Below are 21,019 nucleotides of genomic sequence, written 5' to 3'. Positions count from 1 at the left end.
TTTGTTATGTTACTTTGTCATTCTGAGCATAGCGAAGAATCTTATACGCTTTGTTAATCGCTTAAATAAGATTCTTCGCTATGAGAATGACAGATAATAATGATTATTCAAAATGACAACGAATAATTCTTAGTAATCACCTCAGCAAAATCGCCGGTACGGGCGAAAGCATATCCTCTGTTTTTAGCCCAGTAAATGAAGTCGCTGATCTTTTTCAGATAGGCGTCGCCGGAAAGCTTGGAAACATAGTTTGGGAAACCAAAACGCTCCGGCTGGTTGAGATCAGTAAATTCCCATGGATGAAAGTATAAGTTCAGATAACCATCTTTACGATGCGCTGAGGCGCTCATGAATTTGATCATGGATAGTGAGACGTTATGAAATGTCAGCCAAAATAATGGAAACCTAATTAACGGTGATACTGAAGCCGGAATCTGCAACACATCGTGGTCAAAGAACCACGTGCGTGGCTTGGCAAAGTTGTTATACCTGCCCGGAATAAAAGTTGGATTGATAGACGAATTGTAAAGATAACCTGCTTTCGCGATCTCACGCTCACTCACGGGCATCATCCGCGCCATGCGGAAACCAGTAACAGGGGTATGTGAGATTTCTTCGAGTTTTAATTTCGACTGGAGTAAATGCTCAACTTTAAAATCAGAATGGTAATAGCCGTGCGACGCGATCTCATGGCCATCAGCAACCATCTGAGCTATGATCTCAGGCTTGTTTACGGCGTAGTTGGCCGTACAAAAGAACGTAGCTTTGGCACCGGCTTCTTTCAACAGTGCCAATATGGAAAGTGTCCCCTGTGTTGATATGGCCAATTGCTCGTCGAAGGGTATGGTTTTACCATACTCCATCGGCATATCAAACTCTTCTACATCAAAGCTTAACAATATCATGTTTCTGTACCATATTTGTAGATCGCACTATATAATTAGGGCGATTCTTGGTTTGTATAAATATCTTACCCAGATAGGAACCTATAATACCCAGTACCAGCAACTGCAGCCCACCAAAGAAAGCCACAGTAGCGATGATTGAGGCCCAGCCTGATATGGCATCAAATCCGCAAAAATAACTGATTAAAATATACGGAACATAAAGCAATGAGGCCACTGAAAAGAATAAACCCAGGCCCGTTGCAATATACAGCGGTTTTACACTGAAGGCCATAATGCTGCCCACGGCTAGTTTTAGCAATTTGCTGAACGAATAACTGGCTTCGCCGGTATGGCGCGCTGCCGGGGTATAAGGTATGCCCATTTGCAGGAAGCCAACCCATTTGGTCATGCCTCTGAAAAATATTTCATACTCCGTGATCTTTTGAATTTCGTTCACCACTTTTCTGTCCATCAGTCTGAAATCAGAGATGCCGTTTTCAAGCGTCAGATCAGACAGACGGTTGATGAATTTATAAAACATCTTTGAAGCCATTTTCTGGAAACTGCCGGCATGGGGGTTTGACTCTTCGCGATAAGTATATACTACATCATAACCATCTTCCCAATATTTTAGCATCAACGGTAACAGTTGAGGCGGGTGCTGCAGGTCGGCATCCATGGTGATCACCGCGTCTCCTTTAGCCATATCCATACCCGCCTTAAGGGCGTAGTCTTTGCCAAAATTACGCGAAAGTTCAATGTAATACACTTTAGGGTTTGACCAGGCGACGGTTTTTAGGGCCGCCATGGTATCGTCTTTGCTGCCGTCGTTAACAAACAGGTATTCATAATCATATTCGGTTAACGACATGATCCGGTCAAGCTCATTAACCAAATGGGCAATGTTCTTTTCTTCGTTGAACGTTGGGATTACTATAGAAAGTGTCTTCTTCATGCTGTTTGTGCAATTAGATGGTCATTGGTTATTTTTCTGAATAAGGCCTCATAAATAATCTTCAGCCATATCAGGAAACAAGGAAGCGCCTTAAGCGCATAGGGCATTACATAATGGTCTTTCAAGTATCTCGGAAATAAATCAGACGGCGACAGGCTGGTTAGTATAAAAGCAAATATTATCAGTCCTATATCCAGTTTTGAAAAAGGGCGCTCGGCGTTAATAAACCATATTGCTACTCCCACAAACGCAATGATATAGGTTGGCGACTCAGAACCCGTGCTGAATATCACCGGGAAGATTAATGTAGAAGCAACAATAAGCAATTGATAGTTCAGGTTGTTAAAAAGATTTGTACGGATATATGAAAGCGCAAAAAGTACGATACCGGGTATCAAAACCACCAGGTTAGACATATTCGGGAAGGCCATTTTACGCGCCATACCCATTACCGAAACATCTTCGCGCGTTGAAGCTATGTTGGTGAGATTTTTTCCCTGAAGGTCTTTAAACCAATCGTGGTAAGTTTGGATAATGAATGATGGCGACGATATCAGCATCGGCAGCACAAATAATACAGCCGACCATAGTACAAAAGAGCCAATAAGTTTCAATTTATTATTTGAGAAGAAAAAGAAAGCTATAGCAACTATGCCATACAGTTTGATAAACGTGCCCAGGGCAATCATAAGCGCCGCCCAAAAATCATTGCCGTTTTTTATAAATATATAGCTAAACAATATCAGCGCCGCTATCAGCGGATTAATTTGCACATTAGCTGCCGACGTCATGAGCTCATGGGCACATAGTAGTATAATGATGCGCTTGTTATCCTCTTTAACCGGTAATTTTTGTATTGCCAAAAGCAGCATCCCGGCTGTAAACATTACCCAAAGTACCACACCTGCAGCATCGGGCATTAAAGCAAACGGACCGATAATATAAGCGAAAATTGGCCCGTAATGATTCATATCGAAATACTGGGCCGGGTAGCAGGCGTAAAGATTCTGCTGGTGTATAACGTGATAAAAATTATACTTATAAACAAAGTAATTGTTGTGGATGTGGCTATGCCCCAATAGCACGCTTTTACCTACTGCAAATAAACTGAGCCCAAACCACAAAGTGATTACAAAAGGGCGGCTTAGTAAAAGTCTAACAGCTTTTTGCATTGAACAGGGGTATATAAATCAATAGGGTGCTAAGATAACAAGAATATTACAAAACAAAACGTTAGAAAGTGATTAGAAATAAAAAAGGGCTCTGTATTACAGAACCCTTTACAACATAAACTACTGAAACTTATGTTATATTATTAGCCGATGCTAAACTGACCCCTGTTAGCTGATCGGCAAAGGCAATAAAGGCCTTGTCGTCATATATACGCGATTGATTATCAATTAGTTTTTGCAAGTTTACTTTTCCGATAACATATTTATAAGTGCCTGAATAGTAACGCTCATCTATAGTTTTAAAATCAAGTAAATCAATCAGTTCCTCATCTTCATAACGCAGGTAAATAGTCAGCTCGATGTCGTTGGTAAAGTTTAATCCGTTAGCGCTTTTAGCTTTTTTGTATTCATACTGATAGTCGTAACGCAGTGCTGCGATGTCAGACAATACTGCTGAGCCGGTAGGGTGGCCGCCCGCGCCTTTGCCAAAAAAGAATTGCTGATCGGCAAATGCAGCCTGCACGGTTACGCCATTGTATTCATATTCAACGTTGTATAAAAATTCGTGCTCAGCAACAAATTTAGGTAACACAAATAACGCAACATGCTGGTCGTCCAGTTCTTTAGCTACGGGTACCAGCTTTATTTTCAGGTTCTTTTCGCGGGCATAGCGCATATCGTCTGCAGCTAAGTTCTGAATGCCAAAGTTAAATATCCTGGCCGGATCGATTACCACACCATAAGCATGTGCAGCCGCAATAACCAATTTGTATTTTGAATCGTAACCGCCAACGTCTGAGATGGGGTCAGTTTCTGCAAAACCCAGATCCTGCGCTTGCTTTAAAGCCAATGAATAATCCAGGTTCTCTAAAAAACCTTTTGATAGGATATAGTTTGATGAACCGTTAAAGATACCGCTGATAGAGTGCAGCAATTCATTATCGTAATATTCCTCCAAATTGCGGATGATGGGAATACTGCCACAAACCGAACCTTCGTATAATAATGATGTGCCATATTCATGTTGCAGCGCAATAAGCTGAGGCAAATAAGTAGCTATCATTTTTTTACTGGCCGATACCACATTTTTGCCGGTTTTTAACGCCGTCGACACAATATCAAAAGCGGCCTCAGTATCGTTTATCAATTCAATGATGGTATTGATCTCGGGGTTGTTTAGCAGTTCGTCTTTGTCCGTAGTAAAATAATGTTCTGGCAAAGAGCGCTTTTTTGAAGCGTCTTTGATGGCAATCTTTTTTATTTCAAGGTTTAGGTTTTTAGTTTTGATGATGTCGTATAGTCCCTGGCCAACCACGCCGAAGCCAAAAAGGCCAATATTTAGTTTCTTGCTCATTATGCAGTTTGTTGTAATTGGATGATCTTTCCTTTTACGTCTGTTTTAAAGAATGATGTAATAATGTTAGTTAATGCTTCTGTTTCTATCAAGAATCCGTCGTGGCCGTAGTAAGAGTCAAACTCAGCATAAGCCGATTGCGGGATGTGTTGAAACAAGTATTGTTGTTCCCCAATAGGAAATAATAAGTCAGATTTAATACCGATAATTAACGTGCGCGATATGATCTTGCTCAAAGCATCCTCAATGCTTGCGCGTTTGCGGCCAACATTGTGCGAGTCCATTGCTTTTGAAAGGTACCAGTAACTGTAAGCGTTAAAGCGCGCCACCAGTTTATCGCCCTGGTAGTTTTGGTAGCCTGATGCTTTGTAATTGTCAACAACATCGTTGTTATCCTCATGTTGTTTAATGCCGTAGGTTTTATAACCACGGTAGGATAGAAGCGCCATACTACGGGCCGCTTTTAAGCCTTTGATGCCGCCGTCAGGTTTATTTTCATAAAAAGTGTGGTCGGCAGCTATGGCAAGGCGCTGAGATTCATTGAAGGCAATGCCCCAAGGCGAGTGTTTAGCATTGGTAGCTATCAATATCAGGTTTTTGATAAACTCGGGTTCAACAATGGCCCACTCCATAGCCTGCTGGCCACCCAATGAGCCGCCAATCAACGTATGTATTTGGCTAATACCTAAATGTGCCGCTAATAACTGCAATGATTTTACCATGTCACGAACAGTTACCTGAGGGAAGGACAGGTAATAATTCTTGCCGGTTTGAGGGTTTACCGTTAGCGGGCCGCTTGAGCCATAACATGAGCCAAGCATATTGGCGCATACAATAAAATGTTCTTCAGGGTTAAAGTAGTAACCACTACCAAACAGGCCTTTCCACCAATCAAGCGCATCAGAGTTAGCGGTGAAAGCATGGCACACCCATACTACATTATCGCGGTTTTGGTTCAGTTTACCATAAGTATGAAAGCCTATCTCCAAACAGGGCAATACCTCGCCCGATTCAAATTCGAAAGGTTGTTCATGCTTAAATTTTTGTTCATTCATTTTACAGTAGTAAGCTCCCCGTTTAGGGGAGCTTTATTTGGTTTGTTATGCTAATTCGGTTTGTAGTTATTTTATTTTGTTAAATGCTTGTTCAAAATCTGCTTTAATATCATCAATATGCTCAATTCCTACAGCTACGCGTAATGATGTTGGTGTAACACCTGCCGAAAGTTGTTCAGCATCAGATAGCTGCTGGTGTGTGGTGGCTGATGGTTGAATAATAAGCGTTTTTGCGTCGCCAACATTGGCCAGGTGACTTACCAGTTGCAGGCTATCTATAAAGGCGCTTGCATTTTCTTTGTTGCCTTTAATCTCAAATGACAGGACTGCACCATAGCCGTTTTTTAAATATTTTTTAGCCAGATTGTGGTAAGGCGATGAAGGCAGTCCCGGATAATTTACCGAGTTTACCTGAGGGTGTTGTTCAAGCCATTTAGCCAGTTCTAAGGTGTTGTCAACATGGCGCTGCACGCGTAATGATAGGGTTTCTAAGCCTTGCAGCAGCAGCCACGAGTTAAATGGCGATTGCGATGCGCCAAAGTCACGCAAGCCTTCAACGCGGGCGCGAATAATAAATTGAATGTTGCCAAAGGGGCCGTTAATGCCAAATACATCGGCAAATACCAAGCCATGGTAGCCTTCGGAGGGTTCTGTGAATTGCGGGAATTTTCCGTTACCCCAGTTATAGTTTCCGCCGTCGACGATAACACCTCCAATTGAAGTGCCGTGACCCCCAATCCATTTAGTAGCCGACTCGACAACCACGTTGGCTCCATGTTCAAGCGGGCGAAATAAATATCCGGCAGCAGCGAAAGTGTTATCGACAACTAAAGGCAGGTCGTGCTTTTTAGCCAAAGCTGCCACCTCATCAAAATCGGCGATGGTAAAGCCCGGGTTGCCTATAGTTTCCAGGTAAATGGCTTTTGTTTTGTCGTCAATCAAAGCCGCAAGATTTTCGGCAGTGTCATCTTTAGCAAATCGGGCTTCAATACCCAAACGTTTAAAAGCAACTTTAAACTGGTTGTAACTGCCTCCGTAAAGAAAAGGCGAGGTTACAAAATTATCGCCTGCCTGGAGTATATTATTCAAGGCCAAAAACTGCGCCGACTGACCAGACGAGGTAGCCAGGGCGGCTACGCCCCCTTCTAATGCAGCAACCCTTTTTTCAAAAACGTCCGTAGTGGGGTTCATTATACGGGTGTAAATGTTGCCAAATTCTTTAAGTGCGAAGAGGTTTGCACCATGTTCGGCACTCTTAAAACCATAAGAAGTAGTTTGGTAAATAGGTACTGCACGTGATCCTGTAGTCGGATCGATTTCTTGACCGGCATGTAACTGTAGCGTTTCGAATTTTTGTGTAGCCATAATTTGTGTTTTAAAGGTTAATGAAAATTTAACAATTGTTTGGTGTCTGACAGTTGGCGGCGTTTAGCGACGAACTGAGCAAAGTTTTTTTTCCAGAATAGAAAAGGAAACCCATTAGCAACAGCCATGCATACAGCAATAAAAATTACTGTAAAAATGCATTGAGTGCTGCGAAGCGTTAATGATGTTTACTGGAATGGTTTGGTGGTGTGTTAAATTTTCCATGTTGTTAATTTATATTTCCCGGGATATTTACCGGGCCAGGAATTGGCACCTTCTCTAACTTTAGAGGGTTGCCAGCGGGTCACAGAGCCTGATCTCTCGCCGCTTCTTTATAAATCAAAACCTTATAAGGAATTGATCGTGACGTCAGTATTGCTACTGATTTGTGCCGCAAATATAGTTTGTTAACAATTATGCGCCAAATTTATTTTGATGAATAACGGCCTATCTGTAAATATACACCACTATCAGGTTCAAAACAGTGATTAATAGGCTACTCATAATTGAATTGACTTTATTTTTTTTATAGGATTGATTGCCAATAAATTAAAGGTCAAGTGAAAGGCCACAAATGCAGAATAAAGTATCCAGGAATCTTTTGCGTGATTTTCCGTGGCTGCCCAACCTAATAGAAAGCAGATCACGAAGAATATAAATACCAAAACTACAAATAACAGAATATTTATAATTCCAATTCTTAATATAATCTCGAAGTTATTTCTCATACATAATCATTATCCCAACGCTTGCGCTAAATCCGAAATCAAATCGTCAATATGCTCTAATCCGACAGAAACACGCAGCAAATTAAAAGGTGTCTTGGTATCCGGTCCTTCAACTGTTGCGCGGTGCTCTATCAAACTCTCTACGCCGCCCAAGCTTGTGGCTTTGGTAAACAATTTTACTTTGTTTATAATACGATGCGTGTCCTCACGATTGCCTTTTACGATAAATGAAAGCACGCCACCAAAACCACTCATTTGCTCTTTAGCAACTTCATGATTGGGGTGCGATGGGAGGCCCGGGTAAAGTACCCGTTCAACAGCCGGATGTTTATCCAGGAACCCGGCCAGTAGTTGTGCATTTTGTACGTGGCCGCGCATGCGGTAGGGTAGGGTTTTAATACTTCGTACCAAATAATAGCAATCAACAGGCGAAGGCACGGCGCCGCCCATGTATTGTACTTGTTTTATCTTTTGCCAAAAATCGTTGTCCTCGGCAGCAATTAAGGCGCCTCCCAAAATATCGCTATGCCCGCCAATATACTTGGTGGTAGAGTGCATCACAATATCAACGCCCAATTTTATAGGCTGCTGGCAAATAGGGGTTGCAAACGTATTATCGCAGGCCACTTTAATGTTGTGCTGTTTTGCTAGTGCCACAACTTTACGAATGTCTGTAACCTTAAGCAGCGGGTTTGATGGCGTCTCGATCCATATTAAACCCGTATTAGACTTTAAATACCCCGCTAAAACTTCGGTATTATTGATGTCGATAAAATCAAACTCTAATATACCTGCAAACAAAGTTTTAAGTTGGTTGCGTAAACCATGATACATATCGTCAGGGGCAATAATATGTGTGCCAGGTTGCAGGGCCTGAAAAACCGCCATACCGGCCGAGTTCCCGGATGAAAAAGCAGCAGCCACAGCACCACCTTCCAACGCAGCCAAAACGTTCTCCAAAGCAGTACGGTTGGGGTTTGACGAGCGGCTGTAAATATAATCGCCACGAAAACTTTCATCCTCCATACGCTCAAACGTGGTCGAGGTGATAATGGGTTGTACAACCGCCCCGGTTGTGGCATCGGTTTGGTTACCGGCGTGTATAGCTATAGTTTCTGTTTTCATTGCAGATTAATTACGTCCGGCAATAATAACTAATAAGATAAAATTTTTATATTTTTACTTAACAAACCTCAGTTATGAAAAATCAAAAGTTGTTATTGGTTATTGCCGTGTTATTGGCAGTTACATTATTTGCATGTAAAAAAAGTGGTGTTACGTCTGCTTTTGATAAAAGCTATGACGCCTGGCTTTCTTACAAAAAAAAGGTAAATAACAACTACGCATATATAGCTGTCGAGGATGGAGACAATTCGCACGCCGAAACAAAGATAACGGTTACCAATGGCGAAATAACCGCCCGCGATTACGCTTTTTACGATAGTGTTTATAAACCCGATAGTAATGTTACCCGTCAGGTTTTAACCGAGCAATGGCATGAAAGTGCCGATAATTATACCTTATCGACACATGCTGACGGGGCTCAACTGTTTACCCTGGATGATATTTATTACAGGGCCCAAAATATCTGGTTAAAAGCCGACCAATCTAAAAATAAGATAACTTTTGAAACCAATAATAACGGAATAATATCTGCAGCAGGCTATACGCCCAATAGCTGCAAAAGTGGTGATTGTTTTATCGGGGCCAAAATCAAGTCTATAATGCCATAGCTTACTTGTTCTGTAAACGCTGCGTCATACTGTATGTTTAAACATCATATTACAGTTTAAATAGATTACTTAATTAAGGCTTTTTGCTACTTTTGCAAAAAGTCTTTTTTAATGGGAGCTGAAAATAATTTACAGGTATTATTGCAGGATCCGGATTTATCTGCTGATTTAAAACATATTGCCACCAAAGTGCTCAATCATGAGCGCATAACTTTTGACGAGGGCGTTTTATTATATGAGAAGGGTGAGTTGGGATATCTGGGGATTTTAGCCAACTACATTCGCGAAGAGCGCCACGGCGATAAAACTTATTTTAACCGTAACTTTCATATCGAACCCACCAATCTTTGTGTTTATGATTGTAAATTTTGCTCATACTCACGCTTGCTGAAGCAAAAAGCTGAGGGTTGGGAATATACGATGGATGAGATGTTCGACATCGTAAAAAAATACGATAACGAGCCGGTAACCGAGGTGCACATTGTAGGCGGTGTATTGCCTCAATACGACGTGCCTTTTTACACGGAACTTTTCAGCCGTATCAAAAAGCATCGGCCCGAACTACATGTTAAGGCGCTTACCCCGGTAGAATATCATTATATTTTTAAAAAGGCCAAGATTGATTATGCTACCGGCATGAAAATGATGATGGACGCCGGCCTGGAGTCAATACCGGGTGGTGGCGCTGAGATTTTTCATCCTGAAATCAGAGACCAGATAGCTAAGGATAAATGCACCGCCGACCAATGGCTGGCCATTCATGAAGAATGGCATAAACTGGGCGGCCGTTCAAATGCGACGATGTTATACGGTCATATTGAAGAATATAAGCATCGGGTAGACCATATGGAGCGTTTGCGCGAATTACAGGATAGAACCGGCGGTTTCCAAACATTCATCCCGCTTAAATTTCGTAACAAAGACAACCAAATGTCAAATGTGCCTGAGTCGACAGTAGTTGAAGATTTGCGTAACTATGCCATCGCGCGTATCTACCTGGATAACTTTGATCACATTAAAGCTTACTGGGCAATGATTAGCCGCACTACGGCGCAGCTATCATTAAACTTCGGTGTTGATGACATTGACGGAACACTGGACGACACTACCAAGATTTACTCAATGGCTGGTGCCGAAGAGCAAAACCCGGGCATGAGCACCAAGCAATTGGTTGAGTTGATTAAACAGGTAGGGCGTCATCCTATTGAACGCGACACGCTATATAATGTAATTACTGACTATAACGACTATCAGTTTGCTGAGGAGCCAAAACCCCAGTACTACAAATTGCCAGTAATTAATTAGTCATTAGTGATTGGTCATTAGTCATTTGGAATAATAGATAACCAAAACTAATGACCAATGACACGATGACCAATGACTATATAAAATGACAAAAACGCTATACATTGTCCGCCATGGGCAAACAGATTTAAATAAGCAGGGCATCGTACAGGGCAGGGGCCGTGATACCGATCTGAATGAGGAGGGCCGCAAACAAGCCCGGCAATTCTTTGAAGCCTACAAGTCTGTTCCATTCGATAAAGTCTACATTTCAGAACTTAAACGTACCCAGCAAAGTATACAGCCTTTTATTGATCTTGGCATCCCGTACGAAAAGCTTTCCGGGTTGGATGAACTAGCCTGGGGTATTTATGAAGGCACTCCTAATACGCCCGAAACCAAGGCTGCTTTTTTGCAATTGATGCGCGAATGGATAGGCGGTAATCTCGACGCCAAATTTGAAAAAGGAGAGAGCCCTAACGAGGTGCGGTTACGCCAGCTGGAGGCGCTGCAAACCATCATGAGCCATACTGAAGAGCATACAGTGCTTATTTGCATGCACGGCCGCGCGCTGCGCTTGCTGTTGTGTTTGCTTACCGGTAAACCGTTAACTGAAATGGATAGCTTTCCACACCAAAACCTGGTACTGTACAAAGTTGCCTTTAATGGCGAAAAATATGAGATCGTAAGTTTCAATAACGCCGATCATTTAAAACACGACTAACATCCTTCTGTGAAAAATATTAGAATATCAGCTGTAAGCTACACCAATACCAAACCCTTTTTATACGGTATACAAAATACAGACATTATTAATCAAATAGATCTGAGCCTTGATATACCGTCAGATTGCGCCCAGAAACTCATAGACAATCAGGTCGACATTGGCCTGATACCCGTAGCGGCTACGCTGAATATGCCTTACTGGGAGATTGTATCAGACTATTGTATCGGCGCAGTAGGTGCGGTTAATTCGGTATTTATTTTTAGTAATTGCGATATCAAGGAAGCTACTGCTATTCAGCTTGATCCTGAATCAAGGTCGTCAAACAACCTGGCTAAGGTATTACTTAAAAACTACTGGAAAGTAGCTCCCCGACAAATAGTTAATGCTGCCGACTATGCAGCCGGTCAGGATCCAAACACCGCATTTGTTCAAATAGGCGACCGCACCTTTGGGAAAAAGGAAAAGTTTAATTACGTGTATGATCTGGCCGAAGAATGGCAAAAGTTTACCGGCCTGCCATTTGTATTTGCCGCCTGGATTGCCAATAAACCTGTTGCTAAAGAGTTTATTGCCGAATTTAACGATGCACTGAAGTTTGGGCTTGACCACCGCGCAGAATTAATTAAAACCTTGCCGCAGCGCCCCGACTTTGATCTGGAAGACTACCTGATGCACAAATTAGACTTTAGTTTAACTGACGACAAGCGCAAAGCTTTACATCTATTCTTAGACTATATTAAGGCACTATAAGTATACTCACTTATTATAATAGCTATTCAAAGGGGCGAGCCAAACGGTTTGCCCTTTTTTGTTGCGTTATAGCGATAGTTAAAAAATTTATTTGTAACAAAAACGATAGCAATTAAACCCCGGTACGCCTTCTGCATCAAAGGCTGTGATTAACGTAATGAAACAAAGTTAGTTATGGTAAAACGCATTAGGCGATACAGCACAAGCTTAAAAGTGGTTCTGGTTTTAACCGGGACTATCGCTGTCGGCTATTTCGCTAAACTTTTTACCGGTACTAAACAGGTAGTCATAGCCGACACTGTAGCTGAGAGCCACCCGCTCAAAAAACATAGGCAGAAGCATAAGTTTAAAAATCATCAGGCTTTAACAGTTACAGCACCGCCGGTTAATACAGCTGTTAAAGCCAAAAGGGGAGTGGCCACATCATCAGAACCGGTTAAGCAACTTACTCCGGCTATTAAAGAGCAGCCGGATAGTGTTACCACAACAAGTTTTCTGTACACAACTTATGTGCAACCCAATATAACAGGTATTGTCAAGCTGCGCAGCGACGATAAGTTTTATGCTGACATAATTGCAGACATTCCAGCGAATGCCCGGGTCAGGGTACTTAAAAAAGGGCCCATGTACTATCAGGTAGCGTATAACAATAATATAGGGTTTGTGCCCAAATGGTCATTACAGACCAAATAAACGGACACAGTGCCGATAAAAATATTCAGAGTGTCCTAAAAGCTCTGGCAATTGTTCTTTATCTTAGGCCATGTTATTGTAAAAACGGCGTTACAATGACTGTATGGCACTTTTTAGGAAACTTAAAACACGTCTTATTGTACATTATACACTAAGTAAAATTGCACTTATTGTATCTTTTACACTATGGTTGTTAAAAAATTTATAATTTATCATTTTAATATGATATAAATTATTAAAAATTCACAATAATTGAAAATTATTTTAATATTTTACAAAGTGGCCGTACTTTTGTTGAAGATATTTAAAAGAAAAAAAGACTACTATGAAAAAGTTAATTTTTACCGCAGTATTTGCTACCCTGGTTAGCGTTGCTGCATTTGCCGATGGCGGAAAAAAAGCATCTACTACAACTGGTGAAGAAAATGTATCATATGCCGTATTGACACAGTTCCAAAATGACTATGCTAATGCTACTAACGTGCAATGGACAGTTGCTCCAACCAGCCAAAAAGCAAGCTTTACTTTAAACAATGTAAATTATACTGCTTACTATGATTCAGTTGATCAATTTTGGGGTTTAGCTCAGGAAGTTGATTTTGCAACTGTAACAAAAGCAATCAAAAATGAAGTGGCTAAAGATTATGCCGGTTATAATATCGAGTCGGTAACCCGTTTTGAGGCTAACGACGGTGAAGAGCCGGTGGTATACTTCATCAACCTGAAAAACGACAAAGAAAATGTAATCATTACAATTTCTCCTGCTGATGGTCAGATTAAAAACATCGACAAAGTAAAATAATTGCTGTTAGTTAATTTTAAAAGCCCGCTTAGAATTTTAAGCGGGCTTTTTTATGTTCATTAGTTAAGATATGTAATGTCTATGTAAATAGTAGATTATTTTTAGACGAGCTATTGTTATTAAAAATAATCGCGCTAACTTTAAACATATTTTCAATTTAAAACATAAACACTATGAGCTTAAGATTAGGCGATAAAGCCCCAAATTTCACAGCACAAACATCACAAGGCGAGATTAATTTTTACGATTACCTGGGCGACGGATGGGGGATATTATTTTCACATCCGGGCGATTACACCCCGGTTTGTACTACTGAACTGGGTCGCACTGCCGCATTAAAAGACGAATTTGCTAAACGCAACACTAAGGTATTAGCTTTAAGTGTTGATTCGGTAGAGTCGCATCAGGGCTGGATTAATGATATCAATGAGACACAACATGTTGAGGTTAATTTTCCGATCATAGCCGATCCTGATCGTAAAATTTCTGAGGCTTATGATATGATTCATCCCAATGCATCTGTAAACGCAACCATCCGCTCGCTGTTTATTATCGGCCCTGACAAAACTGTTAAATTAATTATTTCTTATCCGGCTTCAACTGGTCGTAACTTTCAGGAAATATTGCGTGTTTTAGATTCATTGCAACTAACCGCCTATCACAGTGTGGCTACACCGGCCGACTGGAAAGATGGCGAGGACGTGGTGGTGGTACCGTCAATTAAAACTGAAGATATACCGGCAAAATTTCCGAAAGGTTTTAAAGAAGTAAAACCATACTTACGTTTAACACCGCAGCCTAACAAATAATTTTATTTGGATAATCAAATATTTTTATATATTTGATTTATAAAGGTATATCTATTCCGCTGATTATTAATACCATTTTGTACTCAGTCCGGTTTGATTATATGTCTAAAACAATTTATTAATATTCTTTAATTATTATGAAAACTGGAAAAGTAAAATGGTTTAACACGCAGAAAGGCTATGGCTTTATCATTACCGAAGAAGGTAAAGATCTGTTTGTGCATTTCAAAGATGTGCAAGGTGGCGTAAATGCTATCAAAGACAATGATTCTGTAGAATACGACGTAGAAGACGGAAGAAAAGGGTTGCAAGCGGTGAATGTCAAAAAGATATAATTTACTTAAGCCTCAAAAAAACCTCTGCAAATTGGCGGAGGTTTTTTTTTGCCAAAAATTTAAAAATATACTTAATTGCTTTACTTTAGGCCAACCAATTTTAAATAAATATTATGAATGATGCCGCACAGGCCAAAGCTAACCGTAACGTTATCTTTCTTGTAATTGTAGCCTCCCTTGGATATTTTGTCGACATCTATGATTTGCTAATCTTCTCGATTGTGCGGGTTAAAAGTTTGACAGATATCGGTATTGTTGATAAAGCCGATATCACCTCCAAAGGCACATTCATTATTAACGTACAGATGTTTGGTTTGCTGTTGGGCGGTATACTTTGGGGCATTATCGGCGATAAACTTGGCCGTATCAAAGTCTTGTTCGGGTCTATTATTTTATATTCGGCAGCTAACTTTATTAACAGTTACGTTTACGACGTGAACACCTACGCGCTGGTACGCTTTTTTGCCGGTGTAGGCCTAGCCGGCGAATTGGGCGCAGGTATTACCCTGGTGAGCGAGACGATGAGTAAGGAGCGCCGGGGTTACGGAACCATGATTGTGGCTGTAGTGGGCTTGTTTGGCGCCGTAATGGCCAATATTGTGGCTAAAGACTTTGGCTGGCGCCCGGCTTATCGGGTAGGTGGCGGCCTTGGTGCTTTGTTGTTGTTACTGCGCGTCGGTACGTTCGAGTCTGGTATGTATAAAAATGCCGAAAACACTGAAGTTTCCAGGGGTAACTTTTTGAGCTTGTTTACCAATGGTAAACGGTTACTTAAATACCTGTACTGTATTTTGATTGGTGCACCGCTTTGGTATGTGGTAGGCGTGCTGGTAACCCAATCGCAGGAGTTTGGTGTAGCGCTTAAAGCTAAAGAAGTTTTAAATGCCGGCGATGGTATCCTGTATACCTACATCGGTATTTCTGTTGGCGATTTGGTTGCAGGTATATTGGCGCAGGTCACCAAGTCGCGTAAACTAACCATGTTGTTGTTTCTGGTGGTTTCTGTCGGTTGTGTGGTTTATTACCTCACCTCAACCGGTATGGATAGCAGTAAATTTATCAAAATATGCTTCCTTATGGGTTGCAGTGTTGGCTATTGGGCTACGTTTGTTACTATTGCCTCCGAGCAGTTTGGTACCAACCTGCGTGCAACCGTAACCACAACCGTACCTAACTTTGTACGTGGGGCACTTATCCCCATTAATGGAGCTTTCGCCTTTTTTAAAGGCCATTACGGCATGGTCAGTGCAGGTTACATCATGATGATCCTACTAACCGTTATTTCGTTGTTCTCGTTAAGTCAGCTTAAAGAAACGTTTGGTAAGGATTTGAATTATATGGAAGAGACGCTGTAAAGGGAGTCTCTAAAAACAATTAGGGTGTCACCCTGAGCCTGTCGAAGGGCGAGCGTCGGGCCTGACAAGTATTCATTGGCCTTTGCGCTCATGCTTCGAGAGCCTCAGCATGACACCCTTTTTGTTTGCCACAGACATTTGACAACTCCATTACCCGCCATCACAAATAAAATCGCATTTTTGTACCGATGATTACGAAAGAACAAATTGTTGCCGACTACCAGGCTATTCAGGATGAAATTTGTGCAGCTTTAGAGCACTTGGACGGCGTAGCAAAATTTGAGCAGGAGCTTTGGACGCGCGAAGGCGGTGGCGGCGGCCGCACCCGGGTTATACAAAACGGCGATATTCTGGAAAAAGGCGGAGTAAACTTTTCGGCTGTCGGTGGGCAATTGCCCGAGGTTATGAAAAAAGCCCTGAAGGTTGATAGTGACGATTTTTTTGCGACAGGCGTTTCTATCGTGATTCATCCAAACCATCCGCTGGTGCCTATCATCCACATGAATATCCGTTATTTCGAAATGCCTTCAACGTTTGGCGAAGGTAAAGAGCCGGTGCGCTGGTTTGGCGGTGGGATTGACTTAACCCCGCATTATGTTGTTGAGGATGACGCCAAATTCTTTCACAAGAGTCTGAAAGCAGTTTGCGATAGGTTTAACGCCGGTTTTTACAATCGCTTTAAGAAATGGGCCGACGATTATTTCTTTATCAAACATCGCGATGAAACCCGTGGTATCGGTGGTATTTTTTACGATCGTTTAACAGCTACTGAAGATACGTCCTGGGACGACATTTTTGAATTTTCGAAAGCCGTGGGCCGCTCGTTTGCACCTGTTTATACCGAGCTGGTAAATCGCCACCGAAATGAAGCGTTCACTGAGCAGCAACAGCAATGGCAATATCAGCGTCGCAGCCGCTATGCAGAATTTAACCTGGTTTATGACGCGGGTACCAAATTCGGACTGGAAACTAACGGCCGGATTGAATCTATCCTGATGAGCTTACCACCGACCGCCAAATGGCTGTACAATTTTCAGCCTGAAGCCGGCAGCGAAGAAGCAAAAACGTTATCATTACTTAAAAAAGACATTAACTGGGCATAATATGCAAAAGGCGACGATACTGTTAGCGCTGATAACTATGCTGGCGATAACCGACCAGCCTGCAACGCTAAAAGGTAAGTGGAATTACGCGGGCGGACGTTTTAATGGCAAACTATCGTCCGCACCAAAAGACTATATACAGCAGCGTAAATACACTGATAAAAGCTTTGATTCCTGGGTTTACGAAAAGGGAGAAAAAAACCTAAAGTACGAAAGCGGCAATTATACCTTACAAACCGACAGTTGCCTTGAAACTCAAACCTTTTGCCTGCAGGATCAAAGTATGATAGGCAAAACTTTACGTTACCATTACGAAGTACGCAATGACACCTTGGTTCTAAATGGCAGACTGCCAAATGGTGCTGTTATTGAAGATTATTGGGTAAAGGTGAAGTAAGTAGGTAATCGATATTACTTATAAGCGGATAAAGCAGAATTTTACGTATTTGAGTCTGATAGCGGATACCTATAGCCGCAAGATCATTGGCTTTTGTATGTGCTATGATCTACAGATAGCTGCCTGAAAGCCTTACATATTAACTATCTGCAAGACTTACTAATGAGCTACGATCTATCATTCAGACCGGGGAAAACATTATTACATCCAGGCATACACACATTTACTTAATCAAGAAGCATTACTGTCAAAGCTATAGAAGAAACTTCCTTAGAATTGCCGCTCGATGGGGGCAGGTTAAGGTAATGACCCTGTATGCTTGTTCATGCAGTATTACTGACGATATAGAACCATCAGCGCCATTACCCATTGCCACTACTTTTCTTCCGTGCTTATTCATATAAGACACAACATAAGGCGTTAGGGGCTACGTTGTCGCAGACGTTTAGTTAGCTATAGGTAAATATGATTTATATATTAATTAAGATTTTAAAGACTTATTATTCAAGTAATTGAATAATCAAAGAATCTGCTTTTTGTATGAACTATTTTCACGTTCTCAACAAAAAATGAAGTTTCAGTTAGTTTTTATTCCGTCAAGCTATAAAAACTATCAAAGCTGGACTATTAAAATAATATCGATTGCGCCCTTTAATTAACAAATTGTAAATAATTGAATATTTAAACCCCCAATAACAATAATCTTTTCTTAATGTTTTAATATAATGATAAAAGTATTTAAAGCTATTGTGAAAATCACTACAGATTATACTTTTGAAATAACCCTAATTAAAATAAAATGAAGACTATTGCCCGACTTTCAATCGAACAAAAATTACAAGCAATAATATTATTTATAATATTTGTTGTTGCTGTAATTAATTACATTAAATTGTAATTCTGACACCTCGTTCAAGGTAAGGTTACGAACGTATTTGTCCGTAACCTTTTATAATCCATTTGTAGCTGGTTAACTCTTGTAGTCCCATGGGGCCACGGGCATGTAGTTTTTGAGTGCTGATACCAATTTCGGCGCCTAAACCAAACTGAGCACCGTCAGTAAAAGCTGTTGCGGCATTCACATAAACGGCCGCTGCATCAACACGGTTTAAAAATTCAGTAATAGTAGCGGGCTCTTCCGCAACGATAGCTTCGCTATGTTTTGAGCTGTAAACGGCGATATGGTCAAGCGCCTCTTCCAGGCTATCTACCGTTTTAACAGCCATTTTCATTGAAAGAAACTCCGTGCCAAAATGTTCAGGGTTTGCCTGATGTAATAAATTAGCCGGATAGTATTTTTGGAGTACCCGGTAGGCCCTGTCATCAGCAAATATTTCGACACTTGCTTTGTTTAAGGGAGCCATCACGTCAGTTAAATCACCCAATCGGTCGGAATGCACAATGAGGCAATCTAACGCATTACAAACGCTTACACGACGTGTCTTTGAATTAAATATTATGTCGCGCGCTATCTTCAAATCGCCGGAAGCGTCAAAGTAAACGTGTACTATACCTGCGCCGGTTTCAATTACCGGCACCTTGCTATTTTGGCGTACGCTATTGATAAGGCTTTGGCTACCACGTGGTATAATTACATCGACATACCCCACAGCCCGCATCAGTGCTTCAGCGGCCTCACGTTCTTTAGGCAGAAGGGTAGCAACATTTACATTAATACCATGCCTTGTTAAAACCTTATGTATAATACTGATAATAGCTTGATTAGAATGTGCGGCATCGCTGCCGCCTTTTAATAGACATACATTGCCTGTTTTGAAACATAAGGCAAATACATCAAAAGTGACATTTGGCCGGGCTTCGTAAATAACCCCAATAACACCTAGCGGAACGGTGACTTTTGAGATATGCAGACCATTGGGCATGGTTTTCTCAACGAGGATATGACCGAGCGGGTTTTCAAGATTGGCAACATTCATCATGTCGCCGGCTATATCTCTGATACGTGTTTCGGTGAGTTTTAACCGGTCATAGTTTGGATTAGCCGGATCCATTCTTTGCAGGTCAAGTTCATTTTCGCGCATCAGGTAGTGCGTTTGCGAAAGAACCTCCGCAGCTAAATCGTTCAATACCAGATTTATTTTGTCCGGGCTAAGATTGAAATTTCTTGACGCTACTTGCGCATTCTCAAAATAGGTAGTATAACTCATGGCAATTAGCTTAAAAGATAAAGGTAATCATAATACACCAGGGGCTTTTGGTTTTTGTGGCCGATGCTTTCTTTAGTTTTATCAGCGCCATACTCAGCAATGCCCAACGCGATTACTTTTTGCTGTTCATCTACTAGTTTAATGATCTCACCTTTTTTGAAGTCGGTCAGCACATCCACTATCCCCACAGGCAGCAGACTTGTTGCCTTGCTGGAGGTTAGCGCAGCCTTCGCCCCGGCATTTACCTGTACAATTCCGGTAGCTGCTTTCTCCGAATGGGCCAGCCATTTCTTTTTGCCAGAGGCAGTTTTATCAGGAATAAAACGGGTGTGTGGTACCTGATTATTTAATACATCTAAAAGAATATACTCTTTAGTACCATTTGCAATATGGACGGCAATACCCAGTTTAGCAGTTTTTTGTGCCATATGCGATTTGGTGATCATTCCGCCACGGCCAAACTGCGATTTACCTGTAGTAACAAACGACGAAAAATCGACACCATTGCCGCTAACTTCTTTAATTAATTCAGAATCTTCATCATTGGGATTACCTGTATATATACCGTCAACATTGGTTAGTATGATCATCGCCTGTGCATTAAGCATAGAAGCTATTAAACCCGCCAGCTCATCATTATCAGTAAACATCAGTTCAGTAACCGATACCACATCGTTTTCGTTCACAATAGGTATTACCTGGTGCTGTAACAATATCTCCAGGCAGTTTTGCATGTTCAGGTAATGCTGGCGGCCTTTAAAATCCTCAGTAGTTACCAATACCTGGGAACATAGTATATCATGTCTTTCGAATAACTGTGCGTAATTATTAATCAGCTTTACCTGACCGATAGAAGCAAGCAGTTGTCGGGCAGCAATAGCATCAAACTTATCGGATACGGTAATTAAACTGCGTCCGGCCGCAACTGCGCCCGATGAGACCAAAATCACATCAATACCCTGCTTTTTTATGGCGACAATTTGATCCACCAAAGACGCAATACGGTGCTGATCGGGGAGACCGTTGCTTTGCGTCAATACGTTCGACCCGATTTTTACCACTATTCGTTTATAGTTAAAAGACATGATTTTGATGAAATATTGGTGCAAATATCTGATTTATATATTCAATAGTATCATTTAAGTGTATAAATTATAAAAAATGATACCATTTGGATTAACAAAGTATCTAAAATTAAAATTTATACACCATTTCCATTGATTATACATGTAAAACTGTCTATAAATAGACTTTTTTAAAATAAAATGAATTAAAAATTCCTTAATTATTAATGGTGGTCGCCTTTAATAAAATGCCCCCTAAAATTATTTTTTCAAAAAAAATTTA

General features: G+C 41.1%; 20 protein-coding genes and 1 riboswitch. Of the genes, 11 read left to right on the top strand and 9 right to left on the bottom strand.

Annotated features, from left to right (window positions below):
• Positions 1-107 precede the first annotated feature (107 nt).
• From ACFS5N_RS04030 to ACFS5N_RS04000, 7 genes are all read right to left on the bottom strand, one after another.
• A complete protein-coding gene (locus ACFS5N_RS04030; RefSeq protein ID WP_377182495.1) occupies positions 108-905 on the bottom strand; it encodes a polysaccharide deacetylase family protein in 798 nt (265 codons plus the stop codon).
• Positions 886-1,842 (bottom strand): glycosyltransferase family 2 protein, encoded by a 957-nt coding sequence (locus tag ACFS5N_RS04025; RefSeq protein ID WP_377182493.1) that lies wholly within the window; start codon positions 1,840-1,842, stop codon positions 886-888. Before ACFS5N_RS04025 ends, ACFS5N_RS04030 begins: the two co-directional genes overlap by 20 nt.
• Positions 1,839-3,014, bottom strand: a complete 1,176-nt coding sequence (locus ACFS5N_RS04020) for a glycosyltransferase family 87 protein (RefSeq protein WP_377182491.1) — start codon at positions 3,012-3,014, stop codon at positions 1,839-1,841. Before ACFS5N_RS04020 ends, ACFS5N_RS04025 begins: the two co-directional genes overlap by 4 nt.
• 130 nt (positions 3,015-3,144) lie before the next feature.
• Positions 3,145-4,368 (bottom strand): homoserine dehydrogenase, encoded by a 1,224-nt coding sequence (locus tag ACFS5N_RS04015; protein WP_377182489.1) that lies wholly within the window; start codon positions 4,366-4,368, stop codon positions 3,145-3,147.
• A complete protein-coding gene (locus ACFS5N_RS04010; protein ID WP_377182487.1) occupies positions 4,368-5,423 on the bottom strand; it encodes a homoserine O-acetyltransferase family protein in 1,056 nt (351 codons plus the stop codon). The genes ACFS5N_RS04015 and ACFS5N_RS04010 overlap by 1 nt, the downstream gene beginning before the upstream one ends.
• A gap of 66 nt (positions 5,424-5,489) precedes the next feature.
• Positions 5,490-6,788, bottom strand: a complete 1,299-nt coding sequence (locus ACFS5N_RS04005; protein WP_377182485.1) for an O-acetylhomoserine aminocarboxypropyltransferase/cysteine synthase family protein — start codon at positions 6,786-6,788, stop codon at positions 5,490-5,492.
• A 231-nt stretch (positions 6,789-7,019) separates the two neighbouring features.
• A riboswitch (SAM riboswitch) is annotated at positions 7,020-7,129 on the bottom strand.
• 396 nt (positions 7,130-7,525) lie between these two features.
• A complete protein-coding gene (locus ACFS5N_RS04000) occupies positions 7,526-8,641 on the bottom strand; it encodes a trans-sulfuration enzyme family protein (RefSeq protein ID WP_377182483.1) in 1,116 nt (371 codons plus the stop codon).
• Positions 8,642-8,715: 74 nt separating this feature from the next.
• On the opposite strand from ACFS5N_RS04000, the gene ACFS5N_RS03995 reads away from it, so the two are divergent.
• From ACFS5N_RS03995 to ACFS5N_RS03945, 11 genes are all read left to right on the top strand, one after another.
• Positions 8,716-9,249, top strand: a complete 534-nt coding sequence (locus tag ACFS5N_RS03995; protein WP_377182481.1) for a hypothetical protein — start codon at positions 8,716-8,718, stop codon at positions 9,247-9,249.
• A 111-nt stretch (positions 9,250-9,360) separates the two neighbouring features.
• Positions 9,361-10,554: an aminofutalosine synthase MqnE gene (gene mqnE, locus ACFS5N_RS03990; RefSeq protein WP_377182479.1), complete on the top strand. Its 1,194-nt coding sequence runs from the start codon at positions 9,361-9,363 to the stop codon at positions 10,552-10,554.
• Positions 10,555-10,639: 85 nt separating this feature from the next.
• Positions 10,640-11,257: a histidine phosphatase family protein gene (locus tag ACFS5N_RS03985; RefSeq protein ID WP_377182477.1), complete on the top strand. Its 618-nt coding sequence runs from the start codon at positions 10,640-10,642 to the stop codon at positions 11,255-11,257.
• A gap of 9 nt (positions 11,258-11,266) precedes the next feature.
• Positions 11,267-12,010, top strand: a complete 744-nt coding sequence (locus tag ACFS5N_RS03980) for a menaquinone biosynthetic enzyme MqnA/MqnD family protein (protein ID WP_377182475.1) — start codon at positions 11,267-11,269, stop codon at positions 12,008-12,010.
• Positions 12,011-12,184: 174 nt separating this feature from the next.
• Positions 12,185-12,703, top strand: coding sequence for a hypothetical protein (locus ACFS5N_RS03975; RefSeq protein ID WP_377182473.1), 519 nt, complete (start codon positions 12,185-12,187; stop codon positions 12,701-12,703).
• Between the two features lie 325 nt (positions 12,704-13,028).
• A complete protein-coding gene (locus ACFS5N_RS03970; RefSeq protein ID WP_377182471.1) occupies positions 13,029-13,505 on the top strand; it encodes a hypothetical protein in 477 nt (158 codons plus the stop codon).
• Between the two features lie 173 nt (positions 13,506-13,678).
• A complete protein-coding gene (locus tag ACFS5N_RS03965; protein ID WP_377182469.1) occupies positions 13,679-14,314 on the top strand; it encodes a peroxiredoxin in 636 nt (211 codons plus the stop codon).
• Between the two features lie 137 nt (positions 14,315-14,451).
• Positions 14,452-14,649: a cold-shock protein gene (locus ACFS5N_RS03960; RefSeq protein ID WP_377182467.1), complete on the top strand. Its 198-nt coding sequence runs from the start codon at positions 14,452-14,454 to the stop codon at positions 14,647-14,649.
• Positions 14,650-14,762: 113 nt separating this feature from the next.
• The gene (locus tag ACFS5N_RS03955; RefSeq protein ID WP_377182465.1) at positions 14,763-16,004 is read left to right on the top strand and encodes an MFS transporter; all 1,242 of its coding nucleotides are present in this window, start codon (positions 14,763-14,765) and stop codon (positions 16,002-16,004) included.
• A 188-nt stretch (positions 16,005-16,192) separates the two neighbouring features.
• Positions 16,193-17,107: an oxygen-dependent coproporphyrinogen oxidase gene (gene hemF / locus ACFS5N_RS03950; RefSeq protein ID WP_377182463.1), complete on the top strand. Its 915-nt coding sequence runs from the start codon at positions 16,193-16,195 to the stop codon at positions 17,105-17,107.
• A gap of 1 nt (position 17,108) precedes the next feature.
• A complete protein-coding gene (locus ACFS5N_RS03945; protein WP_377182461.1) occupies positions 17,109-17,504 on the top strand; it encodes a hypothetical protein in 396 nt (131 codons plus the stop codon).
• Positions 17,505-18,427: 923 nt separating this feature from the next.
• On the opposite strand, the gene ACFS5N_RS03940 is transcribed toward ACFS5N_RS03945, so the two are convergent.
• Both ACFS5N_RS03940 and proB read right to left on the bottom strand, forming a co-directional pair.
• Positions 18,428-19,672: a glutamate-5-semialdehyde dehydrogenase gene (locus ACFS5N_RS03940; protein WP_377182459.1), complete on the bottom strand. Its 1,245-nt coding sequence runs from the start codon at positions 19,670-19,672 to the stop codon at positions 18,428-18,430.
• Positions 19,673-19,677: 5 nt separating this feature from the next.
• Complete coding sequence (gene proB / locus ACFS5N_RS03935) at positions 19,678-20,757, bottom strand: glutamate 5-kinase (RefSeq protein ID WP_377182457.1); 1,080 nt, start codon at positions 20,755-20,757, stop codon at positions 19,678-19,680.
• Positions 20,758-21,019: the final 262 nt, after the last annotated feature.

This window comes from Mucilaginibacter ximonensis (assembly GCF_042686265.1).
GTDB lineage: Bacteria > Bacteroidota > Bacteroidia > Sphingobacteriales > Sphingobacteriaceae > Mucilaginibacter > Mucilaginibacter ximonensis.
The sequence above is the reverse complement of the archived record's forward strand: the minus strand, read 5'-3'. Positions and strand labels throughout refer to the sequence as shown.